The 19036-nt window shown below is 69.7% G+C and carries 18 protein-coding genes; 8 read left to right on the forward strand and 10 right to left on the reverse strand.

Annotation, left to right across the window (positions count from 1 at the left end; translation table 11 throughout):
• Positions 1–3049: patatin-like phospholipase family protein (locus D7V93_RS15145; protein WP_341870930.1), on the reverse strand; the 3049-nt coding region annotated here is incomplete at its 3' end.
• A 218-nt stretch (positions 3050–3267) separates the two neighbouring features.
• Here D7V93_RS15145 and D7V93_RS15150 point away from each other — a divergent pair.
• The 3 genes from D7V93_RS15150 (at position 3268) to D7V93_RS15160 (ending at position 8997) form a co-directional block, all read left to right on the forward strand.
• Positions 3268–4236, forward strand: a complete 969-nt coding sequence (locus D7V93_RS15150) for a 3-oxoacyl-ACP synthase III family protein (RefSeq protein ID WP_120644093.1) — start codon at positions 3268–3270, stop codon at positions 4234–4236.
• Positions 4237–4441: 205 nt separating this feature from the next.
• On the forward strand, positions 4442–8101 hold the full coding sequence (locus tag D7V93_RS15155; protein ID WP_158623750.1) for a serine/threonine-protein kinase: 3660 nt from the start codon (positions 4442–4444) through the stop codon (positions 8099–8101).
• Complete coding sequence (locus D7V93_RS15160) at positions 8098–8997, forward strand: methyltransferase domain-containing protein (RefSeq protein WP_120644095.1); 900 nt, start codon at positions 8098–8100, stop codon at positions 8995–8997. The genes D7V93_RS15155 and D7V93_RS15160 overlap by 4 nt, the downstream gene beginning before the upstream one ends.
• On the opposite strand, the gene D7V93_RS15165 is transcribed toward D7V93_RS15160, so the two are convergent.
• The 4 genes from D7V93_RS15165 to D7V93_RS15180 all read right to left on the reverse strand — a co-directional run bounded on the left by D7V93_RS15165 (position 8921) and on the right by D7V93_RS15180 (position 12336).
• On the reverse strand, positions 8921–9757 hold the full coding sequence (locus D7V93_RS15165; RefSeq protein WP_120644096.1) for an SDR family oxidoreductase: 837 nt from the start codon (positions 9755–9757) through the stop codon (positions 8921–8923). The two genes, D7V93_RS15160 and D7V93_RS15165, sit on opposite strands and share 77 nt — an antisense overlap.
• Positions 9758–9999: 242 nt before the next feature.
• The gene (locus D7V93_RS15170; protein WP_120644097.1) at positions 10000–10434 is read right to left on the reverse strand and encodes a VOC family protein; all 435 of its coding nucleotides are present in this window, start codon (positions 10432–10434) and stop codon (positions 10000–10002) included.
• Positions 10431–11930, reverse strand: a complete 1500-nt coding sequence (locus D7V93_RS15175; protein WP_120644098.1) for a GMC family oxidoreductase — start codon at positions 11928–11930, stop codon at positions 10431–10433. Before D7V93_RS15175 ends, D7V93_RS15170 begins: the two co-directional genes overlap by 4 nt.
• A 7-nt stretch (positions 11931–11937) precedes the next feature.
• Positions 11938–12336, reverse strand: a complete 399-nt coding sequence (locus D7V93_RS15180; protein ID WP_120644099.1) for a nuclear transport factor 2 family protein — start codon at positions 12334–12336, stop codon at positions 11938–11940.
• A 94-nt stretch (positions 12337–12430) separates the two neighbouring features.
• Between D7V93_RS15180 and D7V93_RS15185 the strand changes: the two genes are divergently transcribed.
• Complete coding sequence (locus D7V93_RS15185; protein ID WP_120644100.1) at positions 12431–12877, forward strand: hypothetical protein; 447 nt, start codon at positions 12431–12433, stop codon at positions 12875–12877.
• Positions 12878–12926: 49 nt separating this feature from the next.
• Here D7V93_RS15185 and D7V93_RS15190 read toward each other — a convergent pair whose 3' ends face one another.
• The 5 genes from D7V93_RS15190 to D7V93_RS15210 form a co-directional block, all read right to left on the reverse strand.
• Positions 12927–13337 (reverse strand): nuclear transport factor 2 family protein, encoded by a 411-nt coding sequence (locus tag D7V93_RS15190; protein WP_120644101.1) that lies wholly within the window; start codon positions 13335–13337, stop codon positions 12927–12929.
• Between the two features lie 35 nt (positions 13338–13372).
• On the reverse strand, positions 13373–13801 hold the full coding sequence (locus D7V93_RS15195) for a nuclear transport factor 2 family protein (protein ID WP_120644102.1): 429 nt from the start codon (positions 13799–13801) through the stop codon (positions 13373–13375).
• Between the two features lie 160 nt (positions 13802–13961).
• On the reverse strand, positions 13962–14396 hold the full coding sequence (locus tag D7V93_RS15200) for an ester cyclase (RefSeq protein WP_120644103.1): 435 nt from the start codon (positions 14394–14396) through the stop codon (positions 13962–13964).
• 55 nt (positions 14397–14451) lie between these two features.
• Complete coding sequence (locus tag D7V93_RS15205; RefSeq protein ID WP_120644104.1) at positions 14452–14880, reverse strand: ester cyclase; 429 nt, start codon at positions 14878–14880, stop codon at positions 14452–14454.
• Positions 14881–14912: 32 nt separating this feature from the next.
• Positions 14913–15362 (reverse strand): ester cyclase, encoded by a 450-nt coding sequence (locus D7V93_RS15210; protein WP_158623751.1) that lies wholly within the window; start codon positions 15360–15362, stop codon positions 14913–14915.
• Positions 15363–15589: 227 nt separating this feature from the next.
• On the opposite strand from D7V93_RS15210, the gene D7V93_RS15215 reads away from it, so the two are divergent.
• The 4 genes from D7V93_RS15215 (at position 15590) to D7V93_RS15230 (ending at position 18980) form a co-directional block, all read left to right on the forward strand.
• Complete coding sequence (locus tag D7V93_RS15215; RefSeq protein ID WP_158623752.1) at positions 15590–16624, forward strand: alpha/beta hydrolase; 1035 nt, start codon at positions 15590–15592, stop codon at positions 16622–16624.
• 69 nt (positions 16625–16693) lie between these two features.
• Positions 16694–16999 carry a tautomerase family protein gene (locus tag D7V93_RS15220; protein ID WP_120644107.1) on the forward strand — a complete coding sequence of 102 codons (306 nt, stop codon included), beginning with the start codon at positions 16694–16696 and terminating at the stop codon, positions 16997–16999.
• A 33-nt stretch (positions 17000–17032) separates the two neighbouring features.
• Positions 17033–17941, forward strand: a complete 909-nt coding sequence (locus D7V93_RS15225) for an ester cyclase (protein ID WP_120644108.1) — start codon at positions 17033–17035, stop codon at positions 17939–17941.
• A gap of 130 nt (positions 17942–18071) precedes the next feature.
• Positions 18072–18980, forward strand: coding sequence for an ester cyclase (locus D7V93_RS15230; RefSeq protein ID WP_120644109.1), 909 nt, complete (start codon positions 18072–18074; stop codon positions 18978–18980).
• The last annotated feature ends 56 nt before the right edge of the window (positions 18981–19036 follow it).

Here is a 19036-nt window from a genome sequence, read left to right on the forward strand (position 1 = left end):
GCTCGGGAGCGCCCCGCCGGCCCTGGTGCTCCGCCTCGGTCAGGAGGGTGCGCATCCGCACATCCGCCTGGGCCCGCTGAAGCTCCAACAGGTAGCCGCGGTAGTTCTCCATCATGCTCGCCGCTTCCTGCATCACGCCCTGGGTGAGGTCGCGCTGCATCGTCAGGACGGTGAGCAGCACCCGGGAGGACTGGCCGTTCGTGGACCCCTCCTGGCCGTGCGTGGCCTCCTCCTGGCCGTTCCGGGGCAGCCGCACGGGGGACACCAGCTTCGGCTGCTGCTGGAAGACGCGGTGGTTCAGGTAGTCCGCCAGGGCCTTCGCCCGCCGTCGGGCGGTGGGCTCGTCCGGCGCGGTGAGCTGGATCTTGAAGGACGTGATCTCCTTCTGGGTATGGAGGTACTCCACCAGCTCGGAGAGGACCTGGTCGCTCGTGGACCTGAGCTCTGAGCTGCCCGTGAGGTCGCGGAAGACGAGGGGGAGCGTCAGCTCGATCTGCTTCGGCGTCTTGTCCTCGCTGGAGTCCCCCACCAGCCGGAGCCACCGCGCGTTGTTCAGCCGCTTCCTCCACGCGGTCCGGGCCCGGAGGACCGCGGCGTCCACCTCGGGGCTGCTCTGGGCCAGCTCGACGATCCGCTGGCCGCTGCTGAAGCCCAGCAGCGTGGCCGGGGAGAGCTGCGGCTGGTACACGACGGTCTCGCCATCGCGGCTCTGGAGGGTCCCCGCCAGCCGCCCGATGATCTGGAACAGCCGGAGGCCGTCCTTGATGCGCATGCGTGGATTGAGCTGACGCCAGAGCGGCCCCACCCAGGGAACCGGGTAGCTCCGCGACCGGGGGGGGACGCGGGAGATGGGGTTCGCGGCGATGAGGATGTCCGCGCCTTCCGCCCGCAGGACGTTCGCCGGCACGTTGGCCACCAGGCCGCCATCCAGCAGGCGGCGGTTGCCGATGAGGGTGGGTCCGAAGAGCGGGGGCAGGGCGCTGCTGGCCCGGATCCCGCGCCCGATGGAGCCGGTGCGCAGGTCCCACTCCACTCCCATGTCCGCGTCGGTCACCACGGGGAAGAACGGCACCTCCATCTCATCGAGGGGCCACGGGCCGAGATGGAAGTTGGTCCACAACTCCAGGATCGCGCTCGACACGGCGGTGAGACTGACGATGGGCAGCATGACGTGGGCCTGCCCGATGAGCAGCTCGAGCGCCCTGCGACGTCCGACGCAATAGAACGCCCCCACCACGGCGCCGAAGCTGGAGCCGGCGACCATGTCGATGGGCACCCGCAGCTGGGAGGCCTCCTCCCCGTCCTCCTGGTCGCGGGGGTCCAGCTTGTCCAGCAGGGCGATGCTCACGAAGCCAAAGGGCCCGCCTCCCCCGAGCGCCAGCCCGACGCGGCGCCCGGTGGCGGCCCGCGCCCAGCGCTCGAAGGACTCCCTGGGGGACTCCAGCCCCGGGCCGTCCAGCGACGTGGGCAACGGTCCTTTCTGGAGCCACGAGGCGGGGAAGAGCAGGCGGACCGCCCCCATGGGCCACTCGTCAGGCTCCTCGGGCTTCCTGCGCGCGGACAGCCGGCGCAGCTGGCGGCCCGCGGCCCGCTTCATCACGCCGGCGACGCGCGTGGCCCGCTCTGTCCTCGCCAACGGCACCTCGCGATGGAAGAGCCCCGACAGCGAGAGCCCCAGGCCCGGCTCGGGTTGGGGTTGCGGCAGGTGGAGCAGTCCGGCGTGGATGCGCTTCACCCGCTGGGGCAGCTCGAGCGCGGGGGGCTGCCGGTCCCCGCTCAGGCTGAGGTACTTGAGGGGCTCCTCGGCCGGCACCTGCCGCGACAGTTGCTGGAGCACCTCCTGGCGTCCGCGGGCCGTGAGCGCGGACATGTCCACCAGGGTGACGTTGATGCGGCCCGCGAACTCGCTGACACCCTGACTCCACGGAGTGCTCATCCAGGTGGTCGCCGTGCTCTTGGGAAGCAGGGGTTCCACGTCCGTCCGGACGGGTGGGCGCTCGCAGTGGGCCACCCAGCCGCTGATGGCCTTCGCGGGCCTGTGGAACGTCAGGGGGCCATTCTCCAGCGCGCCCTCCACGAGCCGCACCACGAGCACATGTTCATGCAGGTGGACCGCCATCCGTTCGGCGAGGAGCTCGCCCAGGGCGCTCCATTGCGGCAGGCCCTCCTGCTGCTCGCCCCACACGATGACCTGATGCGCCGTGGGGGGCGCCGGCGCCCCGAGCCGCTCGGGGCATCCCCTCAGCACGGCCCGGTCGAAGTCAGGCTCCTCGGACTGGATGCGGTCGAACCACTCCCTGCTGATGCGGAAGGCGAGGGCGTCCTTCCCCTTGTCCCCGCGGAGGCGGGAGGCGAGGGTGCCCTTCCCCGAGGGCCTCAACATCACGCACCCCGGCAGCGGCTTGTGGGTCAGGAATTCATCGAGCCCGACGCAGGTGGGGGCCGCGAGCCTGGAGGTGGGCCCGTTGGACGAAGCGATGTCGCAGCACCCCTTGAGCACGACGTAGAAGCCGTCCGGGACGGCGGGCTCCAGGAACAGCGGCGTGGCCTCCGAGCCTCCCTTCACCTTCACGGGCGTGGCGCCCTCCACGAGCCGGAAGAGGTCCGCGTCCTGGGCGTTGGCCAGCCGCGGCGACTCGCTCAGCACGCGCACGAGCTCCACCGCGGCCTCATCCGCTTCGCGGGCGGCGAGAAGGCGCTCGAGGAGCGCGTCCTCGTCATGAAAGGCCTCCTGGAATTGTTCGCCCGGCAACTCCAGGAGCTCGGTGGGAACGACGGCCTTGGCGTCCGCTTTCTCCGGACGGAGCACGTCGTCGCGCTTCCAGCGGGCCAGGGTCTTCAACCCCAGGACGCTTCCCGGCCCGAGCACCCGCACGCCGCGCGGCAGGGCGGGGCTTCGCCGTTCCACCTCCATCTCGCCGGAGCGGACGAAGCGCAGGGCGGGTGGCCGCTTCGCGAGCGTGTCTCCGGGCCGGAGGGTGACGGGCCTCAACAGCGGTGCCAGTGCCGACCACCAGCCCTCCTGCTCGTTCTCGGCGATGCGCGACATGGCTTGCTCCCCGGACTCAACGCGTCTTGTTCAAGGGTAAGCACCTGCGCTCGGGTGCCACGGGCACCGGGCATCCGCTTTACCGCGCGGAAGCGCGCTGTCGTGTCATCCCCGGAACCGTTGCTCCGGCGCGTCGAGCCGCCACGGCGGGCTCGAGTGGTAGCTTCCTCCGTTGGTTTGCGGGGGGATGCGATGGAACGATTCCTGGCGGTGGAGCGGTGATTCCGGTCCGGATCCTGGGGACGGCCAGCGTGCTGCCGGGGCGCGCTGTCACGACCGGGGAGCTGGCGGTGGCCCTGGGACGCGACCCCGCGGCCATCGAGCAGAAGACAGGCATCCGGACCCGCCACTGGGCGCCCCCGGGGACTTCCCTGGCCGTGCTGGGCGCCGAAGCGCTTCGCCAGGCCCTCGCCGCCGCGGGGCTGGAGGCCCGGAGCCTGCGGCGCCTCCTGTTCGTCTCCTCCACCGGAGGCGATGTCCTCATCCCGGCCACCGCCAACCGCGTCGCCGCGGAGCTGGGGCTCGCGGGCACGTGTGATGCGTTCGACCTCAACAACGCCTGCATGGGGTTCGTCTCGGCCTTCGACGTGGCCAGCCGCTCGGTGGCGACCGGGCTCGCGCCGGTGGCCATCGTGGTGGTGGAGCTCGGCTCGCGCATCATCTCGGCGGAGGAGCCCCGGCCCTACCTCGTCTTCGGCGATGCCGCCGTGGCCGCCATCCTGGGCGTGGCTCGCGAAGGGGAGGGGGTGCTGGGCGCGGCCTTCGCCAATGACGGCACCCAGCCCGCGGAGGTGTGGATGGCCCACCCCCTGGTGACGGGCGTGAGCGAGCGGGTGCGCTTTGAAAGCTCCCACCAGCGCATCGCGGAGGTGGCCCTCCAGGCGCTGAGGAACGCCACCCGCTCCGTGCTGGAGCAGGCGCGTCTGTCATTGGACGAGGTGGAGTGGGTGCTGCCGCACCAGCCCAACGGGGCCATGCTGCGGCTCATCACCGAGTCGCTCGGGGTGGAGCCGGCGCGCATCGTCCCCGTCGTGCAGAGGGTCGGCAGCGTGGGGGCGGCCTCCATTCCCTTGAGCCTCGACTGCTTGCTGCGCACCCGCGCGGTGCGGGCCGGGGAGCGGCTGCTGATGGTAGGCGTTGGAGCGGGGGTCTCCTCCGGCGCCGTGCTCTACCAGGTCGGCGGATGAATCCCGGGGAGTGAGCGGCGGGCTGTCATTCCCCCCCGCCCCCGGTGTCTCTCCGAGCAGGTCCCGGGTGGGCCCTGTACGCATCGGGCTCACACTGGCTCAATGGTCATCGTGTGAAGGGAGGCTTCAGATGCTCGGACAATCATCATTGCAGCGGCCATGGGAGCCCATCAGGGAGGCCGAGCGCTCCGGTGATTTCCCGCCCGTGGAAGTAGGCAATCGCTATCAGCTCCTCCGGTACCTGGGGCGCGGCGGCTTCGGGACGGTGTACCTGGCGAGGGACAGGCTCGGCGGGCTGGTGGCCTTGAAGCGGCTGCGCTCGAATCACCACGAGCGCGCGGACGGGGGGCGCCCTGTCAGCGAGCTCCCGTCGAAGCATCGCTACCGGGCGATGCTCGTCCTGGCGCATGAGTTCGAGGTCCTCGCCTCGCTGCGCCACCCGAACATCATCAGCGTGCTGGACTACGGCTTCGACGGGACGCAGCCCTACCTCGTGCTCGAGCTGCTCAACGAGGCGCGGACGTTCACGCAGGCGGGGCGCGGGCAGCCCCGGTCCGTCCAGGTGGACATGCTGGTGCAGATGCTCCAGGCGCTCCACTACCTGCACCGGCACGGCATCATCCACCGCGACCTCAAGCCGGCGAACATCCTGGTGGTGGACGGGCAGGTGAAGCTGCTCGACTTCGGCCTGGCGGTCGGCCCGGAGCAGCGGGTGCGCGCGATGAGCTCGGGGACGCCGGGCTACCTCGCGCCGGAGGTGCTCCGGGGAGACGCCCCCTCGGAGCAGTCGGACCTCTACGCGGTGGGAGTCCTCGCCTATGAGCTCTTCGTGGGCAGGCATCCGCAGGTGTCGTGCTCCCCGCTGCCCCGCCGCGAGGAGAGCTCAGCCCTCGCATGGCTGGACGAGCCGGAGAGCCTGGACGGGGAGGGCGGGGCCGACAGCTTCGAGCCGGACCTCGCCTGGATTGTCGACCGACTGATTGTCGGGATGCGCGATCCTTCGGACTGCCGGGTCTACGACATGCCCCAGGAGCTCGAGCCGGGACTGGCCCAGCTCCTCTGCAAGCTGCTCGACCCGCTGCCCCGCCAGCGATTCCAGAGCGCGGACCTGGCCATTGGCGCGCTCTGCGCGGCCACGGGGCAGAGCCTGCCGGTGGAGACGGTGGCCACCCGCGAGAGCTTCCTGCAGGCGGCCCGCTTCGTCGGCCGCGATCATGAGCTGGGGCTGCTGGGTGCCGCCCTGGAGAGCGCCGAGCGGGACGAGCAGGGGGGGGCGTGGCTGGTGGCGGGCGAGAGCGGCGTGGGCAAGTCGCGCCTGCTGGACGAGTTCCGCGTCCGGGCGATGACGCGGGGCATCCCCGTGCTGCGCGGGCAGGCCGTGCGCGCGGGCGGCCTGCCCTACCACGCGTGGCACGAGGTGCTGCGCGCGCTGGCGTGCCTCACCGAGCTGGGGGACTGGGAGGCCTCGCTCTTCAAGCCCCTCGTGCCGGACCTCGCGGAGGTGCTGCACCGCCCCGTGGCGGACGCGGAGCCCCTGGCCACGGAGGCGGCCGACCAGCGCCTGCTCCTCGCGGTGGAGGACATCTTCAACCGGCTGCCCCAGACCACGGTGGTCCTCCTGGAGGATCTCCAGTGGGCGGACTCCTCGACGCTGTCGCTGCTGAAGCGGCTCGCGAGGCAGGCCTCGGGGACGCGGCTGCTGCTGCTGGTCAGCTACCGGGACGATGAGCGCCCCAAGCTGCCGGAGGAGCTGCCCGGCATCCAGGTGCTGAAGCTGCCCCGGCTGTCCTCCGCGGAGATCGCCCAGCTCAGCGAGTCGATGATGGGCTCGCCCGGGCGCGAGCCGCGCGTGCTCTCGCTCCTGGAGCGCGAGACGGAGGGCAACCCCTTCTTCCTCATCGAGGTCATCCGCTCGCTGGCGGAGGTGTGCGGGCGGTTGGACCACATCGGCCATGACGTGCCCCTGCCGGCCACGGCCTTCGTCGGAGGCATGCGCTCCATCGTCGAGCGGCGGCTGGGCATGGTGCCCCCGAGGGCGCGCGAGCCGCTGCGGCTGGCGGCCATCCTCGGCCGGGACATCCACGAGGAGCTGCTGCACGAGGCCTACCCTTCGCTGGACGTGACGGGTTGGCTCGTCGAGTGCGCGGACACGGCGGTGCTGGAGGTGACGGGGAACCGCTGGCGCTTCGCCCACGACAAGCTGCGCGAAGGGCTGCTGGACAGCCTCCTGCCCGAGGAGGCACGGGCGCTGCACCGCCAGGCGGCGAGGGCCATCGAAGCGGCGCATCCGGACGATGCGGGGTGGATGGCGGCGCTCGCCCACCACTGGGGCCACACCGGAGACGTGGCCCGCGAGGCGCGCTACTCCGAGCGGGCCGGCGATCAAGCCATGTCCGTCTACGCCTGCTGCGAGGCCCTGCCGTACTTCGGGCGGGCACTGGCCTTCGCCGAGACCCGGCCGGACGAGGCCCAGTGGGTCATCCACCTCGAGGGCCGTCTGGCCGAGGCCCATTACCTCATGGGGGAGATGGAGAGCTGCCGCACCTACCTGGAGCGGGCGCTGGAGCACCTCGGCTGTCCCGTGATGCGGCTGCTGAAGGGCTCGAAGCTGGGCGTCGCGCGGCAGGTGCTGGACATGCTGCTCCAGTCCGCGGCGCCCTGGGCCTTCCAGGTGAGGTCCACCGAGCGCCGGCGGCTGCACCTCGAGGAAGGGCAGCTGCTGAGGATGTTGAGCGAGGTCCTCTTCTACGCCCAGGACGCCCCCCGGCTGCTGTGGACGGCCTTCCGGCTGCTCAACGTGCTGACGCCCACCGGGCCGTCGCTGGACCTGGCCCATGGGCGCATCACCATGGCCACGGTGCTGGGCAGCCTTCCCCCCTTGCGACCGCTGGTCGAGGAGTGGCACGCGCGCGGCCTGGAGACCGTCGAGCGCCTGGGGGCCTCGACCGACATCGCCTACGCCCTGGTGCGCCGCACGGTCTGCTGCATCGGGTACGCCCAATGGAAGGAGGCGGAGCAGTGGGGGGAGCGGGCCCGGCAGCTCTCCGATGCCGCCCGGGACTACCGGCGCTCGGAGGAGAGCCGCATCGTGCTGCTGGTGCCCTGGGCCTACCGCGGGCAGTTCCGGCGGAGCATCGAGCTCTCCCGTGAGATGGAGGACTCCGCGCGGCGGCGGGGCTCCGCCCAGACCCAGCACTGGGGGCCGAGCGCCCGGGGCGCGCCCCTGGTGCGCATGGGCCGGGCCAGCGAGGCCCTGCACGAGCTGGAGGAGGAGCTGCCCTGGTTCGAGGCCCACGCCGGGGCGTCGGAGACGGTCGTCGTCCAGGGCGCGCTCGCCCTCGCGCTGCTGCGGCAGCACGAAGAGGCGCGGGCGCTGGAGATGGCGGACCGCGGGCTGGCGCTGCTGCGGGAGATGACGCCCGTGGCGTACTGGATCTTCGCGGGCGTCACCTGCGTGTGCGAGGTGTACCTGAGCCTGTGGGAGCAGCGCGGCGGGGAGGCGCTGTCGGAGGAGGAGCCGCTGGTGCGCTCGGCGCATGAGGCCTGCAAGGCCTTGAGGAGATTCGCCCGGGCCTTCGTCTTCGGCAAGCCGTTCGCCCTGCTCTGCAACGGGCTCGAGGCCGCGCTCTCCGGCCACCCGCGCCGCGCGCGCCGGACGTGGCGGCGCTGTGTGGGGCATGCCCAGGCCCTGGCGATGCCCTACGAGGAAGGGCGCGCCTGGTTCGAGCTGGGGCGCCATGGGCCCGCCAACGCTCCGGTCCGCCGGCAGTACATGGCGCGCGCGATGGAGCTCTTCACGCGGCTCGAAGCCACCGATGACCTGGCGCGGGGCGAGCTGGCGATGGCGCAGGGAGGCGTGAGTTGACTCCTGGCGATGTGGGACTGCTGGCCTGTCCCTCCTGCCGTGGAGCGCTCACGTGGGAGGGGCGGACGCGAGCGGGGCGGCTCGACGAGGGGCGGCTGGGCTGCGACGGCTGCGGTGCCGACTGGCCGGTGGTGGAGGGCCTGCCCCGGCTGTTCGAGGAAGGGCAGGTGCGCGGGACGGATCGCCTCATGCGGGTCCTCTACGACGGGCTGCCCGCGCTGCATGATCCTCTGGTCACGCTGCTGATGCCCCTGCTGCAGGGCGACACGGAGGCCCGGCTGCGCGGCCACTACATTCGCCGGCTGGAGCTGGGCACCTTGACGCCACGCCCGCGGGGGCCGCCGCTGCGGGTGCTGGAGGTGGGCATCGGCGCGGGCGCCAACCTCCCGCTCCTCGAGCAGGAGCTGCCTCCGGGACTCGACGTGGAGGTGTGGGGCCTGGACCTGAGCGCGGGCATGCTCGGCAGGTGTCGCCGACGCGTGGAGCGGGAGGGTCGCCGAGGCGTGCGCCTGCTCATGGCGGATGCCCACGCCCTGCCGTTCCCGGACCACTCCTTCGATCGGGTGTTCGAGGTGGGCGGCATCAACGGCTACCGGGCCCCGGAGCGCGCGCTCGCGGAGATGGCCCGGGTGGCCCGCCCGGGGACGCCCGTGGTGGTGGTGGACGAGCAGCTCGATGCGCGGGAGCGGGCCCTGCACCACCGGCTGGCGTTCCGGCTGCTCACCTTCTACACGAAGGACGCGCACTGTCCGCGGGAGCTGCTCCCGGCGACGGCGGTGGACGTCCTCGCGGAGCAGTTCTGCCGCTACTACTTCTGCCTCACCTTCCGGATGCCGGCGGCCCGTCCTGCTCGTTCAGGACGAGGTCGAGCAGGCGCAGCGTCATTCCACCGGTGAAGTCGATGGTCGCTCCGTTGAACCACTCCGCCTCGTCGCCCAGGAGCGCGGGGACGATGCGGGCCACCTCCTCCAGGGTGCACATCCGCCCGGCGGGGTTGATGCGGCGGTGGGCCTCCTCCAGCCGCGCCAGCACCTCCGGGGTGTAGACGTGGCGGATGGCGGGGGTCATCACCGTGCCGAACTTGAGCAGGTTCACCCGGTGCCCCAGGGGCCCGAGCTCCAGCGCCAGGTGGCGCACGTAGATTTCGAGCGCCGCCTTGGCGGCGGTGATGGCGCCGGTGTTGTGGAGGAGCGACTCGGTGAGCGGGTTGGTGAGGCCCAGCAGGCGGGCCGAGGGGGTGAGCAGGTCCCTCGCCACCAGGGCCTGGGCCCAGTAGACGAAGGAGTGGGCCATGGCCTCGAAGGTGCGCGCGAGCTGGCGGGGATGAAGGGGTGGCTGGTCGCCCGCGATGAAATGCCCCACCGAAGCGCTGGCGAGCGCGTGGACGAAGAGCTTGACGGAGCGGGGGCCCGCGGTGGCGAGGAGGGCGTCGGCGCCCCGTGCCACGCCCTCCGGGGTGCCGGCATCTCCCCGCATCATCACCATGCGGCGGCCCGTGGCGAGCACCTGGCGCTCCACCTCCGCGGCCTGTTCCAGGTAGCGCCCCCGGTGCATCCCGAAGACATGGAGGCCCGGCTGGCGCGCCACCTGGACCGCGATGGCGGCGCCCGTCCCCGACGACGCTCCCGCGATGACGGCCCAGGGCCCCGCGCTCATGGGGCTTCCCCGCGCAACGCTCGTCACGACCGCTCCTCCCTCTCCCCGACCTGACCCGGGAATAGTAGGGAGCGGGGGCCAGACCGAGCTGTCCCAGGACGTCGAGGCGGTGGAAGTAGAGGGGATAGTCGACGCTGGGTGCGTCCCGGAATCGCCAGATGTCGACCACCGGGACGTCAAGGCTCCTGCCAGTCGCGGGACCCACGCTGGTGGTCAACTCCAGCGCGGAGCCCACGAAGCTCTCATCCACCTCTCGGCGGTGGTGGGGCCGGCTCGTCCTCGTACCCCTGGCTGATCTCGATGATGTTGCCCTCCGGGTCGGCCACCCAGGCGGACCGCCAGCCTTCGATGAAGTCATCGAAGTCCAGTGGCCTCAGCGTCACGCGCGCATCGGCGCCCAGCTCGGCCAGCTTCGCGTCGACGTCGTCGACGTTGAACGCGATGTGCCGCCAGCCGGGATACCAGGGCCCATCCTCGCCCGACGGAACCACCGGTGCGGGCTGCCGCGCCTGGAAGAGCTCCAGGTAGAGGTTGCCGGACCTGAGGAACACGATCTGCTCGTTTCCCAGGGGCACGACGCGGGCCCGCTGGAAGCCGAAGTGCTTCGTGTAGAACTGCTCGATGATCAGGGGATCCTTGCAGGCCAGGGCGAGGTGCAGGAAGTCAGGTCTTGTCATGGGCGGATGCCCTCCCTGTGCGCGGCCTTGAGCAGGTCGGCGCACCTCTCTGCGATCATGACGATGCCGGTGTGACAGTTCCCCGAGGGGACGGCCGGCATCACGCTGGCGTCCGCTACGCGCAGGCCCTCGACGCCGAAGACCCGCAGCGTCGGATCCACGACGGCCAGGGTATCCAGCCCCATCCGGCAGGAGCCGGCCTGGTGGTGATACGAGTCAGCGCCCTGTTGGAGGAAGGCCTGGAGCTGGGCCCGGGTCTTCACCCCGGGGCCGGGCATCAGCTCGTCGCCTACCCAGCCGGAGAACGCGCGCGTCGCGAAGAGCTCCCGGGCCAGCTCCACGCCCTGCACCAGGCGCTTCAGATCCGCCTCGACACCCAGGTAGTTGGGATGGACGAGCGGCTTCGCCAGCGGGTCGCGGCTGGCCAGTCGCACCCAGCCGCGCGCCAGCGGCTGCACCACCCCGGGCAGGATGCTGATGGAGTTCGGGTGCCGCTGGCCGACGATGCCATTGGAGGGCACGTGGACGAAGGCAATCTGCAGGTCGGGCCCGACCTGGCCCGGATCGGACTGACAGAAGAGGGCGCACTCGGACAGGTTGAGGCGTGGCGCCGGAACGGGTTGGGAGCACTCACGGATGACGCTGGCGAGGACGTGGTTGTGGAAGTTCTCGCCGACGCCGGGGAGGGCGGCCCGCACGGAGATGCCGAACCGTCCGAGCTGCTCGGGCGGCCCGATCCCCGAGAGCATGAGCAGCTTGGGGGACTCGATGGCTCCACACGAGACGACCACCTCCCCCGTGGCGTAGGCGCTCTCCAGCCCGCCCTGGCGGTGATACTCGACGCCCACGCAACGCTGGCCATTGAAGAGCAGCCGAGAGGCCTGGGCCTCCGTCACGAGCGTGAGGTTCGGCCGTGCCAGGGCCGGTAGCAGGTAGGCCGCGTTGACGCTGTGGCGTTTGCCGTCCTGGATGTTGACGTGATGCCAGCCAGCACCCTCCATCGTCGGACCGTTGAAGTCCTCGGTCGGAGGGAAGCCAAGCTCCTGGCAGGCCTCGAGGAACGCCTGGGAGGTGGGGTTCGGTCCGTGGTGCTTCGCGTTCGTCACCGGCAGTTGCCGTTCCAGCTTCTGGAAGTAGGGCAATACATCCTGGTAGGCCCAGCCGTGACACCCCTGCTGGGCCCAGCGGTCATAGTCCGAGGGGTGCCCGCGGACATGCATCATGATGTACAGGTTGCTGCTCCCGCCGATCAGCCTCCCGCGAGGCTCATGGATTTCCCGGCCGCCGAGCGCCGCCTGGGGCACGCTGGTGTAGCCCCAGTCGATGGGCGAGCCAATCAGGCGAGGCCACGCCGAGGGTCGGGTGACATCCTCCGGAATCTGGTCGCCTCCCGCCTCCAGGAGCAGCACCTGGAGCCCGGGATCCTCACTCAGCCGGCTGGCAATGACCGCCCCCGCCGAGCCGCCTCCTACCACGATGAAATCATAGACAGTCATTTCTCGCTCACTCGCTTGCGCGGACTCGGCGCGGCTCCGGGCTGAGGATGGGGGCGAAGGGCACGCTGTCGTGGAAGTTCGCCATGTAGGTGATCTTCTCTTCCTCGATGAGGAAGTAATTGGCGACCTCCGCCTCGATGGGCTTGCCGCTGGCGCTCGTCGCCGAGATGTGTGACACCACGCAGGCTTGGGCACCATGGATGACGAAGTGCCGGGGTGTATTCTGGAAACGCGAATAGACCTGCTTCATGCCGGCTACGGCACCACGCAGGGCGTTGAGCCCTTCCAGATGACCGCCCAGCTGCTCATCCATGACGAGATGCTCATCGAAGAGCTCGAGCCAGCCATCCCAGTCTCCAGCATTGACGCGCTCATAATATCGGTCGATCACGCTACGGACGCTCATGGTTCTTCCTCCTCGCTATCGGGCTGAAATAGAGCGAGGTGGAGTCCGCTGTGACGAAGCGGTCACACCCGGGAGGGCCGCGATCTAGTCATCCATGAATACTCCGATCACCCTCGAGCAGATTCAGCGATTCACTTCCGCGTGGTACCAGGCCCTGGACCAGCATGTGCCAGTCGAGGAGTGCTACCGCCTCCTGGCGGAAGAGGGCCTGCGCATGCAATTCCCGGATGGAGACATCCGCGACTTCGACAGCTTCAAGAAATGGTATGAGCGGGTCACCCACCTCTTCTTCGATGAGAATCACAACGTCCAGAGCATCGAAGCCACCCTCCGCGAGGACGAGGCGGAGGTGAGGGTCGTCGTGGGGTGGCAGGCCAGCTGGTTCGAGCCGCCCGCCGCGAAGAGCAAGCGTGTGTCCCTGGACGCCACCCAGCGTTGGGTGCTGCGTCGCTCCACCCGGAACGTTCATGGGCTGGAGCTCGTCTATTATGACGCGACGGTCGAGCCCTTCAGGTATGCGCCTGGTTTCGCGCGCCTGTGATGGAAATCACCGGGCGTGAGCCATGCTCACGCCCGGTGAGGTCCCTCGACTACACCGGCGACCAGAATTGGTCGTACTGGGCCGTGCCATCGCCCATGATGGCACCGCGGCCTTCAATCACCTTCCCGTCACGCCAGCGCAGGACATGGACGGCGGTGATGTCGAGCTGCTTGGCCGGAATGCTGGCGCACTGCCCACGGTTGCGGGTCACGTCCGCCGAGTATTCATCGCTGGTGGTGGTGCAGATGTTGTCCATGCGGAAGCTGTTACCGGACAGCTCGCCCACCTGGCGCATGAAGCCGAGGAACGCGTTCAGGCCCGTCTTCCAGCCCGACAGCATGTTGTGGCCGGGCACATACCAGCGCATGTCTTCGGCCCAGTACTTCCCGATTTCATTCCGGTCTCCACTCATCAATGCCGCATAGGCGTTCGCCACCAGCTCTGGAGTGACTCTGGACATGGTGTTCTCCTTTCGTGAAGGCGCAGGGACAGGGACTAGCCGGCGAGCCGCTTGGGGATGGGCGCGAGCTGGTGGGACTGATTGAAGAACAGATCCGCCGCGTGCTGGTCGCTGAGGTAGACCTGGACGTCCTGGATCCGGCCGTTCACGATGTGGTAGTGGGTGCAGTTTTTCGCGTCGAGTCGGGCGGTGCCTGCCTGCCCGTAGCCGCGATGGACCTCGACGACGAAGTCCTCACCGAAGACGTCGATCTTGATGAGGTCGACCTTGATGTTGGACTTCACCAGCTGCGCGAAGAAGGCGATGACCTCGTCCGCGCCGTACTTGGTGCCGGCGAGCGGGTGGTGGCCTGGCAGGCGCCACTCCAGCTCCTCCGTGAAGACCTCCCGCTTGAGCGTCTCCATGTCACCGCGGTTGAAGCAGTCATACATCTTCTGGACCAGTGCTACGTTGGGATGCGTCATGGCTGTCCTTTTCGTCCTGCGTGAGCATGTCTAGAGTTCCAAGGGGCAGCCTTGTGACGACGTCAGCTGAAGCAGCCAGAAGAGAAGGGCCCGCCCCGCCCTTGACTCGGCGGAACGGGCCCTTGAATCACCGCGTGTCAGGGAGCGCCTGACGCCTGGCTCAGCCAGGCCGCGTCGGAATCACCCCGAGCTGCTGCATCAGGCCGACCAGGTCCTGCTCCAGGTACAGCTCGCGGATCTTCCCGTCGACGATGCGGAAGACGTCAGCCCCGCCCATCTCGATGCGCTTGCCCGTCGCCGGCAGTCCCATGAAGGACCCGGTGTTCGTTCCCCGGAACTTGTAGATGATGGCCACGAACTCCCCGTTCTCGTCGTCGGCGACGACCTCGTTCACGAAGCGCAGGTCGGGGAAGGCCTGTTGGAGCGAGGCGCCGTAGGCCCTGATGCCTTCCCGGCCCTGCCGCAGCGCCGGCGGGACGTGGCGGCTGTGGATGACCGCGTCCTCGCTGAAGAGCTCATCCACCATCGCGGAGTTGCCCTGCTCCAGCCACTCGCTGTGCGCGCGAAGCCCCAGGTTCTGTTCCTTCTTCGTCATCGTGTGTCCACTCCTGTGTATGGGTGTATTGGGATGAAAAATGGGGATGTCGCTGCTAGTGCTGGCCCGGCGAGGGTGCGCCGCCGATCTGCTGCAGCAGGCCCAGCAGGTCCGGCACGCCCCAGTGCTCCTTGATCTTCCCGTCGACGACGCGGAACACGCCGAGCGACGCCCAGACGGCCTGCTTGCCGCTGGGCGGAACGCCCATGAACACGCCCTGATGGGTGCCCCGGCCGGTGACGTGCGACGCGACGAGCTCCCCTTCGCCCACCAGGCGCTCGATGGTGAAGTGGACGTCGGGGAAGGCACCGCGGAACAGGGAGGGGATCATCCGCACGGCGCCCAGGCCGGGAGGGGCGCCGGGGGGAAGGCTGTGATCGACGTAGTCGGGCGCGAAGAGGGCCTCGATGGGTTCCAGGTTGCCCTGGTTGATGACCTCCTCCACGAAGCGACGGTAGACGGCCTTGTTGTCTTCGATAGACATGTCTGGTTGTCCTGGGATGTGAGGGTGAAGGTTCAGCGGGAACCCGGGCCGCCCTGCTGCGGGTCGGGCGCGAGCCCCATCTGCTGCGCCACGCCGAGCGTGTCGATGGCGCCCCAGCGCTCGACGATCTTGTCCTCGACGATGCGGAAGACATTGATGCCGATGAGCTGGATCTCCTTGCCCGACGCGGGAGCGCCGAACAGCGGAGCCCCCCGGTGGGTGCCGCGCGCGACCCAGTGGTGCGCCACCTTGTCCCCGGCGCCGAACAGCGCGTCGTGGGAGACGTGGAGGTCGGGCAGGGCGGCCCGGAACATGCCCACCACCGCGAGCGGCCCCGCGATCCCCGGAGGCAACCCGGGGATCGGCGGCGCGTGGACCACGGCATCCTTGCTGATGAACTCCGCTTCCTTGTCCAGGTTCCCCTTGTTCCAGACCTCGTTGAAGTAGCGGCGGATGAACTCCTTGTTCTGCTCGACGGTCATGCGGTCTCTCCAGGTTGGGGGGGTGTTGTCGGCGGGAGCCGCCGACGCGCTCTGTGCGTGAGCCATTGGAGGCCGCGGGTGCCGGAGCGTGACGTCCCGGGCCGCGCCTGCCTGCTCCCTGGACGAGGCGCCCCCGCGGCTCCCGCGGGGGGCACGTCACACCCGTGTCTTCCGGGGTCCCTGTCTCATCGCAGGCCACTGCCAGTCCAACGATGTCCAGGAGACCCATGACCGCCGCCTCTTCACGTCCCGCCCATGTCCGCATCCGTCCATCGCTCACGGCCGCCGAGCCGGAGGCAGCAGCGCCCGTGCCCGACGCGTTCCTGCGCGCCGATGCCAGCCGTCGGGTTCCCCTCCGGTTCCAGGGGGATGGGGCCTCGATGGCCGGGCACCTCTACCGTCCTCGTGGCGCAGCCAGCACGGAGCGCACGCCCGGCATCGTCCTCTGTGGCCCCATCGGCAGCGTCAAGGAGCTGGTCGTGCCTCACTACGCCGAGCGACTGGCGGACGCGGGCTACACGGTGCTGACCTTCGACCCCCGGGGCTTCGGAGGGAGCGAGGGGTCACCCCGCCTCCACCATGACTCGCACCGCGTGGTGGACGACTACGCCAGCGCCGTCAGCTACCTGCTCACGCGCGACGACGTCGACCCCGCGCGCGTCGCGGCGCTCGGCGTGTGCATGGGAGGTGGCCATGCCGTCTCGCTGGGCGCGCGCGACAAGCGACTGAAGGCGGTGGTTGCCATTGGTGGCGCCTACGACACCGGCGGCATGCTCCAGAAGTTCATGGGCGTCGACGGGGCCGCCGCGTTCTGCCGGAGCATCAACGACATCCTCCAGCAGCAATACGTGAACGGCGACGTGCGCTACGTCCCCGCCGTGGCGCCGGGTCTGTCGAAAGAGGTGCCACTGGCGGTGATGCCCAACGCGGAGGCCCACGGCTTCTACACGCGGAGCCAGGCGGACGCGCCCACCTGGACGAACCTGATGACCGTGGCCTCCATTGTGTCGCTCTTCACCTACAACGCGGTCGCGCATGCCCCGCTGGTGGCCCCCACGCCGCTCATGGTCATCCATGGCACCCGGGACGGGACGATGCTGCCCGAGTACGCCCAGCAGGTCTTCGAGGCCGCGGTGGGCCCCAAGGAGCTGGTCTGGATCGAAACCCAGAACCACGTCCAGCTCTATGACCAGGAGCCCTACGTGGACGAGGCCACCGCGCACGCCATCCGGTGGTTGAACCAACACCTCGGCCGTCCGTAGCCATCACAGTCCGCCAGTCGGAGGGTCCATTGACTGTCTCAACAATCCCTCACACAAGGATGTCGTGAAATGCCAATCATCTCCATCCGCTTCATCAAGGACGTGGTCGCGACCCCGGAGCAGAAGAAGGAGCTGGTCACCCGGATGACGGACACCTTCGTCAGCGTCCTCGGAGACGTGGTCCGTCCCTTCACGTACTGCCTCATCGAGGAGGTGCCGCAGGGGCAGTGGGGCATCGCTGGCGTGCCGATGCCGGACCTGCCCTTCCTGACGGGTGAGACGTACGCGCGAATCTACAAGGACTCGAGCGACCTCATGAAGGCCGCCATCGCCCAGATGAGCGTGGCCAATGACAACGACCCCTCGGACCCGTAGCTCACGACCGCGCTCTGGAAAGGACGGATCCCCATGGGAAACGAGCAGAACAAAGCCATCCTGCGCCGCTGGCTGGACGAAGGCTGGTGCAAGGGCAACGTCGACGTCGCGGACGAGCTGATCTCCACGGACTTCACGGTCCACGGCGCGGGAGGACAGGCGATCCAATCCGGCCGCCAGGGCGTCAAGGACCTGGTGCTGGAGTGGCGCAGGGGCTTCCCGGACGGCCAGATGCGGGTGCTGGACGAGCTTGGCGAAGGAGACCTCGTCGGTGTCCGGCTCCTCTGGACGGGAACCCACCTGGGCCCGTTCTACGGAGTTCCGCCGAGCGGCCGGCGGGTCACCTGCGTCTCGCTCGGCATCGACCGGATCCAGGATGGGAGGATCAGCGAGGGCTGGGGCGAGCTGGACATGCTCGGCCTCATGCAGCGCATCAACGGCGTGCCGGGTGCGGCGTCCCGCGCGCGACCCGACCGGGGGCTGGAGGAGCCGACCCAGACCTGGGCGACCCTCTCGTCGGCTTCGGCGAACAAGGCGCTCGTGCGCCGCGTCCTCCAATCCATCGAGGACGGGGACCTCGACGCGATCCGCGAGGCGTGTGACGTCGACAGCTACGTCGAGCATGTCCCGGGCCAGGGCACCCTCCTGCTCGACGAGGCGCTCAGGGCCGACTCGCTGCTCCGGGCGTCCCTGCCGGACCTCACCTTCACCCTCGACGAGGGGCGAATGGTGGCCGAAGGAGATCGCGTCCTTGTCCGAGGCACCTTCTCCGGGACGCACACGGGAGCCCCGCTGTTGGACGCCCCTCCTTCCGGCAAGGAGCTGCTGTGGGGGGGGATCGACATCTTCCGCGTCTCGGCAGGCCGACTGACGGAACGCTGGCGGTGCTCGGACACGCTGCGCCTGATGCAGCAGGCGGGCGCTGCGGTCCTGAAGACGTAGCCACGTCACACCCGGGGCTCCGGGCGATCCATTGGACCCACGCAGCCCGCACCCACCGCGGCCCGCCGGGTGTCACAGACACCCGGCGGGCCGGCGGTCGACCCCAGCAGTCCCCGACACGAGGACAGTCATGACCACCGAAAACAAGCAGCTCGTCATCCGGTATGTGGAAGAGGTCAACCAGGGCAACTTCGACGCGTTTGACGCGCTGGTGGACCCGGCGTTCGTCGACCACGATCCCATCCCCGGGCAGCAGCCGGGCATCCCCGGGCTCAAGGACGCCTACCGGCTGTTCCTGACGGCCTTCCCCGACATCCACTTCACCTTCGAGGACGTCTTCTGCGAGGGCGACCTCGTCGTGGGACGTGGCGTCATCCACGGCACCCATCAGGGGGCGTTCATGGGGATGGCCCCGACCGGAAGGCGCGTGCGCTGGACGGGGACGCGCCTGTTCCGCGTGCGCGGCGACAAGGTCACCGAGGGGTGGATCAACCTGGATCTGCTCGGGCTGATGACCCAGCTCGGCGCGCCCTCGGCGCAGCCGCTGCCCGCCGAGGTGGGGCCGGGCGACATCGACCTCCTCGCGCGGCCGGTCCCGCCCAACGGGGGAACGCCGGAGCAGAACAAGCCCGTGTTCCATCGGATGATCATGGAGTTGTGGAACCAGCAGTGGCTCGATGTGGCCGACGCGCTCTTCACGCCCGGCGCCACGAGCCCCTCCGCGCCGGGCCTGCCCCCCGGTCCCAGCGGCGTGAAGCAGCTCGCCGGCATGTTCCTGAAGGCCATCCCGGACCTCCACATCGAAATCGAGCAACTGGTGGCCGAAGGGGATCGCGTGTTCGGCAGGTTGCGCGAGACCGGGACGCACACCGGCGACCTGGTCACTCCGGCTGGCATCATCAAGGCCACGAACAGGCCCGTCAGCTTCACGGAGATGGCCATCGTGAGGCTCGAGGACGGGAGGATCGCGGAGAGCTGGTACGACGTGGACATGGCGGGGCTGCTCGTGCAGATCGGCGCCGTTCCCGGTCGGTCGTAGCCGCGGGCACCGGGTGGCCCGTCCGCCCCCTGTCTCTTATACCCATCTCCGAGCCC

It is taken from the genome of Corallococcus llansteffanensis (genome assembly GCF_003612055.1).
GTDB classification, from domain to species: Bacteria; Myxococcota; Myxococcia; order Myxococcales; family Myxococcaceae; genus Corallococcus; species Corallococcus llansteffanensis.

Bases quoted from the DNA above. Each gene is read 5' to 3' on its own strand.
- D7V93_RS15165 (WP_120644096.1), bottom strand. From the start codon at position 9,757: ATGAGCGCGGGGCCCTGGGCCGTCATCGCGGGAGCGTCGTCGGGGACG.
- D7V93_RS15170 (WP_120644097.1), bottom strand. From the start codon at position 10,434: ATGACAAGACCTGACTTCCTGCACCTCGCCCTGGCCTGCAAGGATCCC.
- D7V93_RS15175 (WP_120644098.1), bottom strand. From the start codon at position 11,930: ATGACTGTCTATGATTTCATCGTGGTAGGAGGCGGCTCGGCGGGGGCG.
- D7V93_RS15180 (WP_120644099.1), bottom strand. From the start codon at position 12,336: ATGAGCGTCCGTAGCGTGATCGACCGATATTATGAGCGCGTCAATGCT.
- D7V93_RS15185 (WP_120644100.1), top strand. From the start codon at position 12,431: ATGAATACTCCGATCACCCTCGAGCAGATTCAGCGATTCACTTCCGCG.
- D7V93_RS15190 (WP_120644101.1), bottom strand. From the start codon at position 13,337: ATGTCCAGAGTCACTCCAGAGCTGGTGGCGAACGCCTATGCGGCATTG.
- D7V93_RS15195 (WP_120644102.1), bottom strand. From the start codon at position 13,801: ATGACGCATCCCAACGTAGCACTGGTCCAGAAGATGTATGACTGCTTC.
- D7V93_RS15200 (WP_120644103.1), bottom strand. From the start codon at position 14,396: ATGACGAAGAAGGAACAGAACCTGGGGCTTCGCGCGCACAGCGAGTGG.
- D7V93_RS15205 (WP_120644104.1), bottom strand. From the start codon at position 14,880: ATGTCTATCGAAGACAACAAGGCCGTCTACCGTCGCTTCGTGGAGGAG.
- D7V93_RS15210 (WP_158623751.1), bottom strand. From the start codon at position 15,362: ATGACCGTCGAGCAGAACAAGGAGTTCATCCGCCGCTACTTCAACGAG.
- D7V93_RS15215 (WP_158623752.1), top strand. From the start codon at position 15,590: ATGACCGCCGCCTCTTCACGTCCCGCCCATGTCCGCATCCGTCCATCG.
- D7V93_RS15220 (WP_120644107.1), top strand. From the start codon at position 16,694: ATGCCAATCATCTCCATCCGCTTCATCAAGGACGTGGTCGCGACCCCG.
- D7V93_RS15225 (WP_120644108.1), top strand. From the start codon at position 17,033: ATGGGAAACGAGCAGAACAAAGCCATCCTGCGCCGCTGGCTGGACGAA.
- D7V93_RS15230 (WP_120644109.1), top strand. From the start codon at position 18,072: ATGACCACCGAAAACAAGCAGCTCGTCATCCGGTATGTGGAAGAGGTC.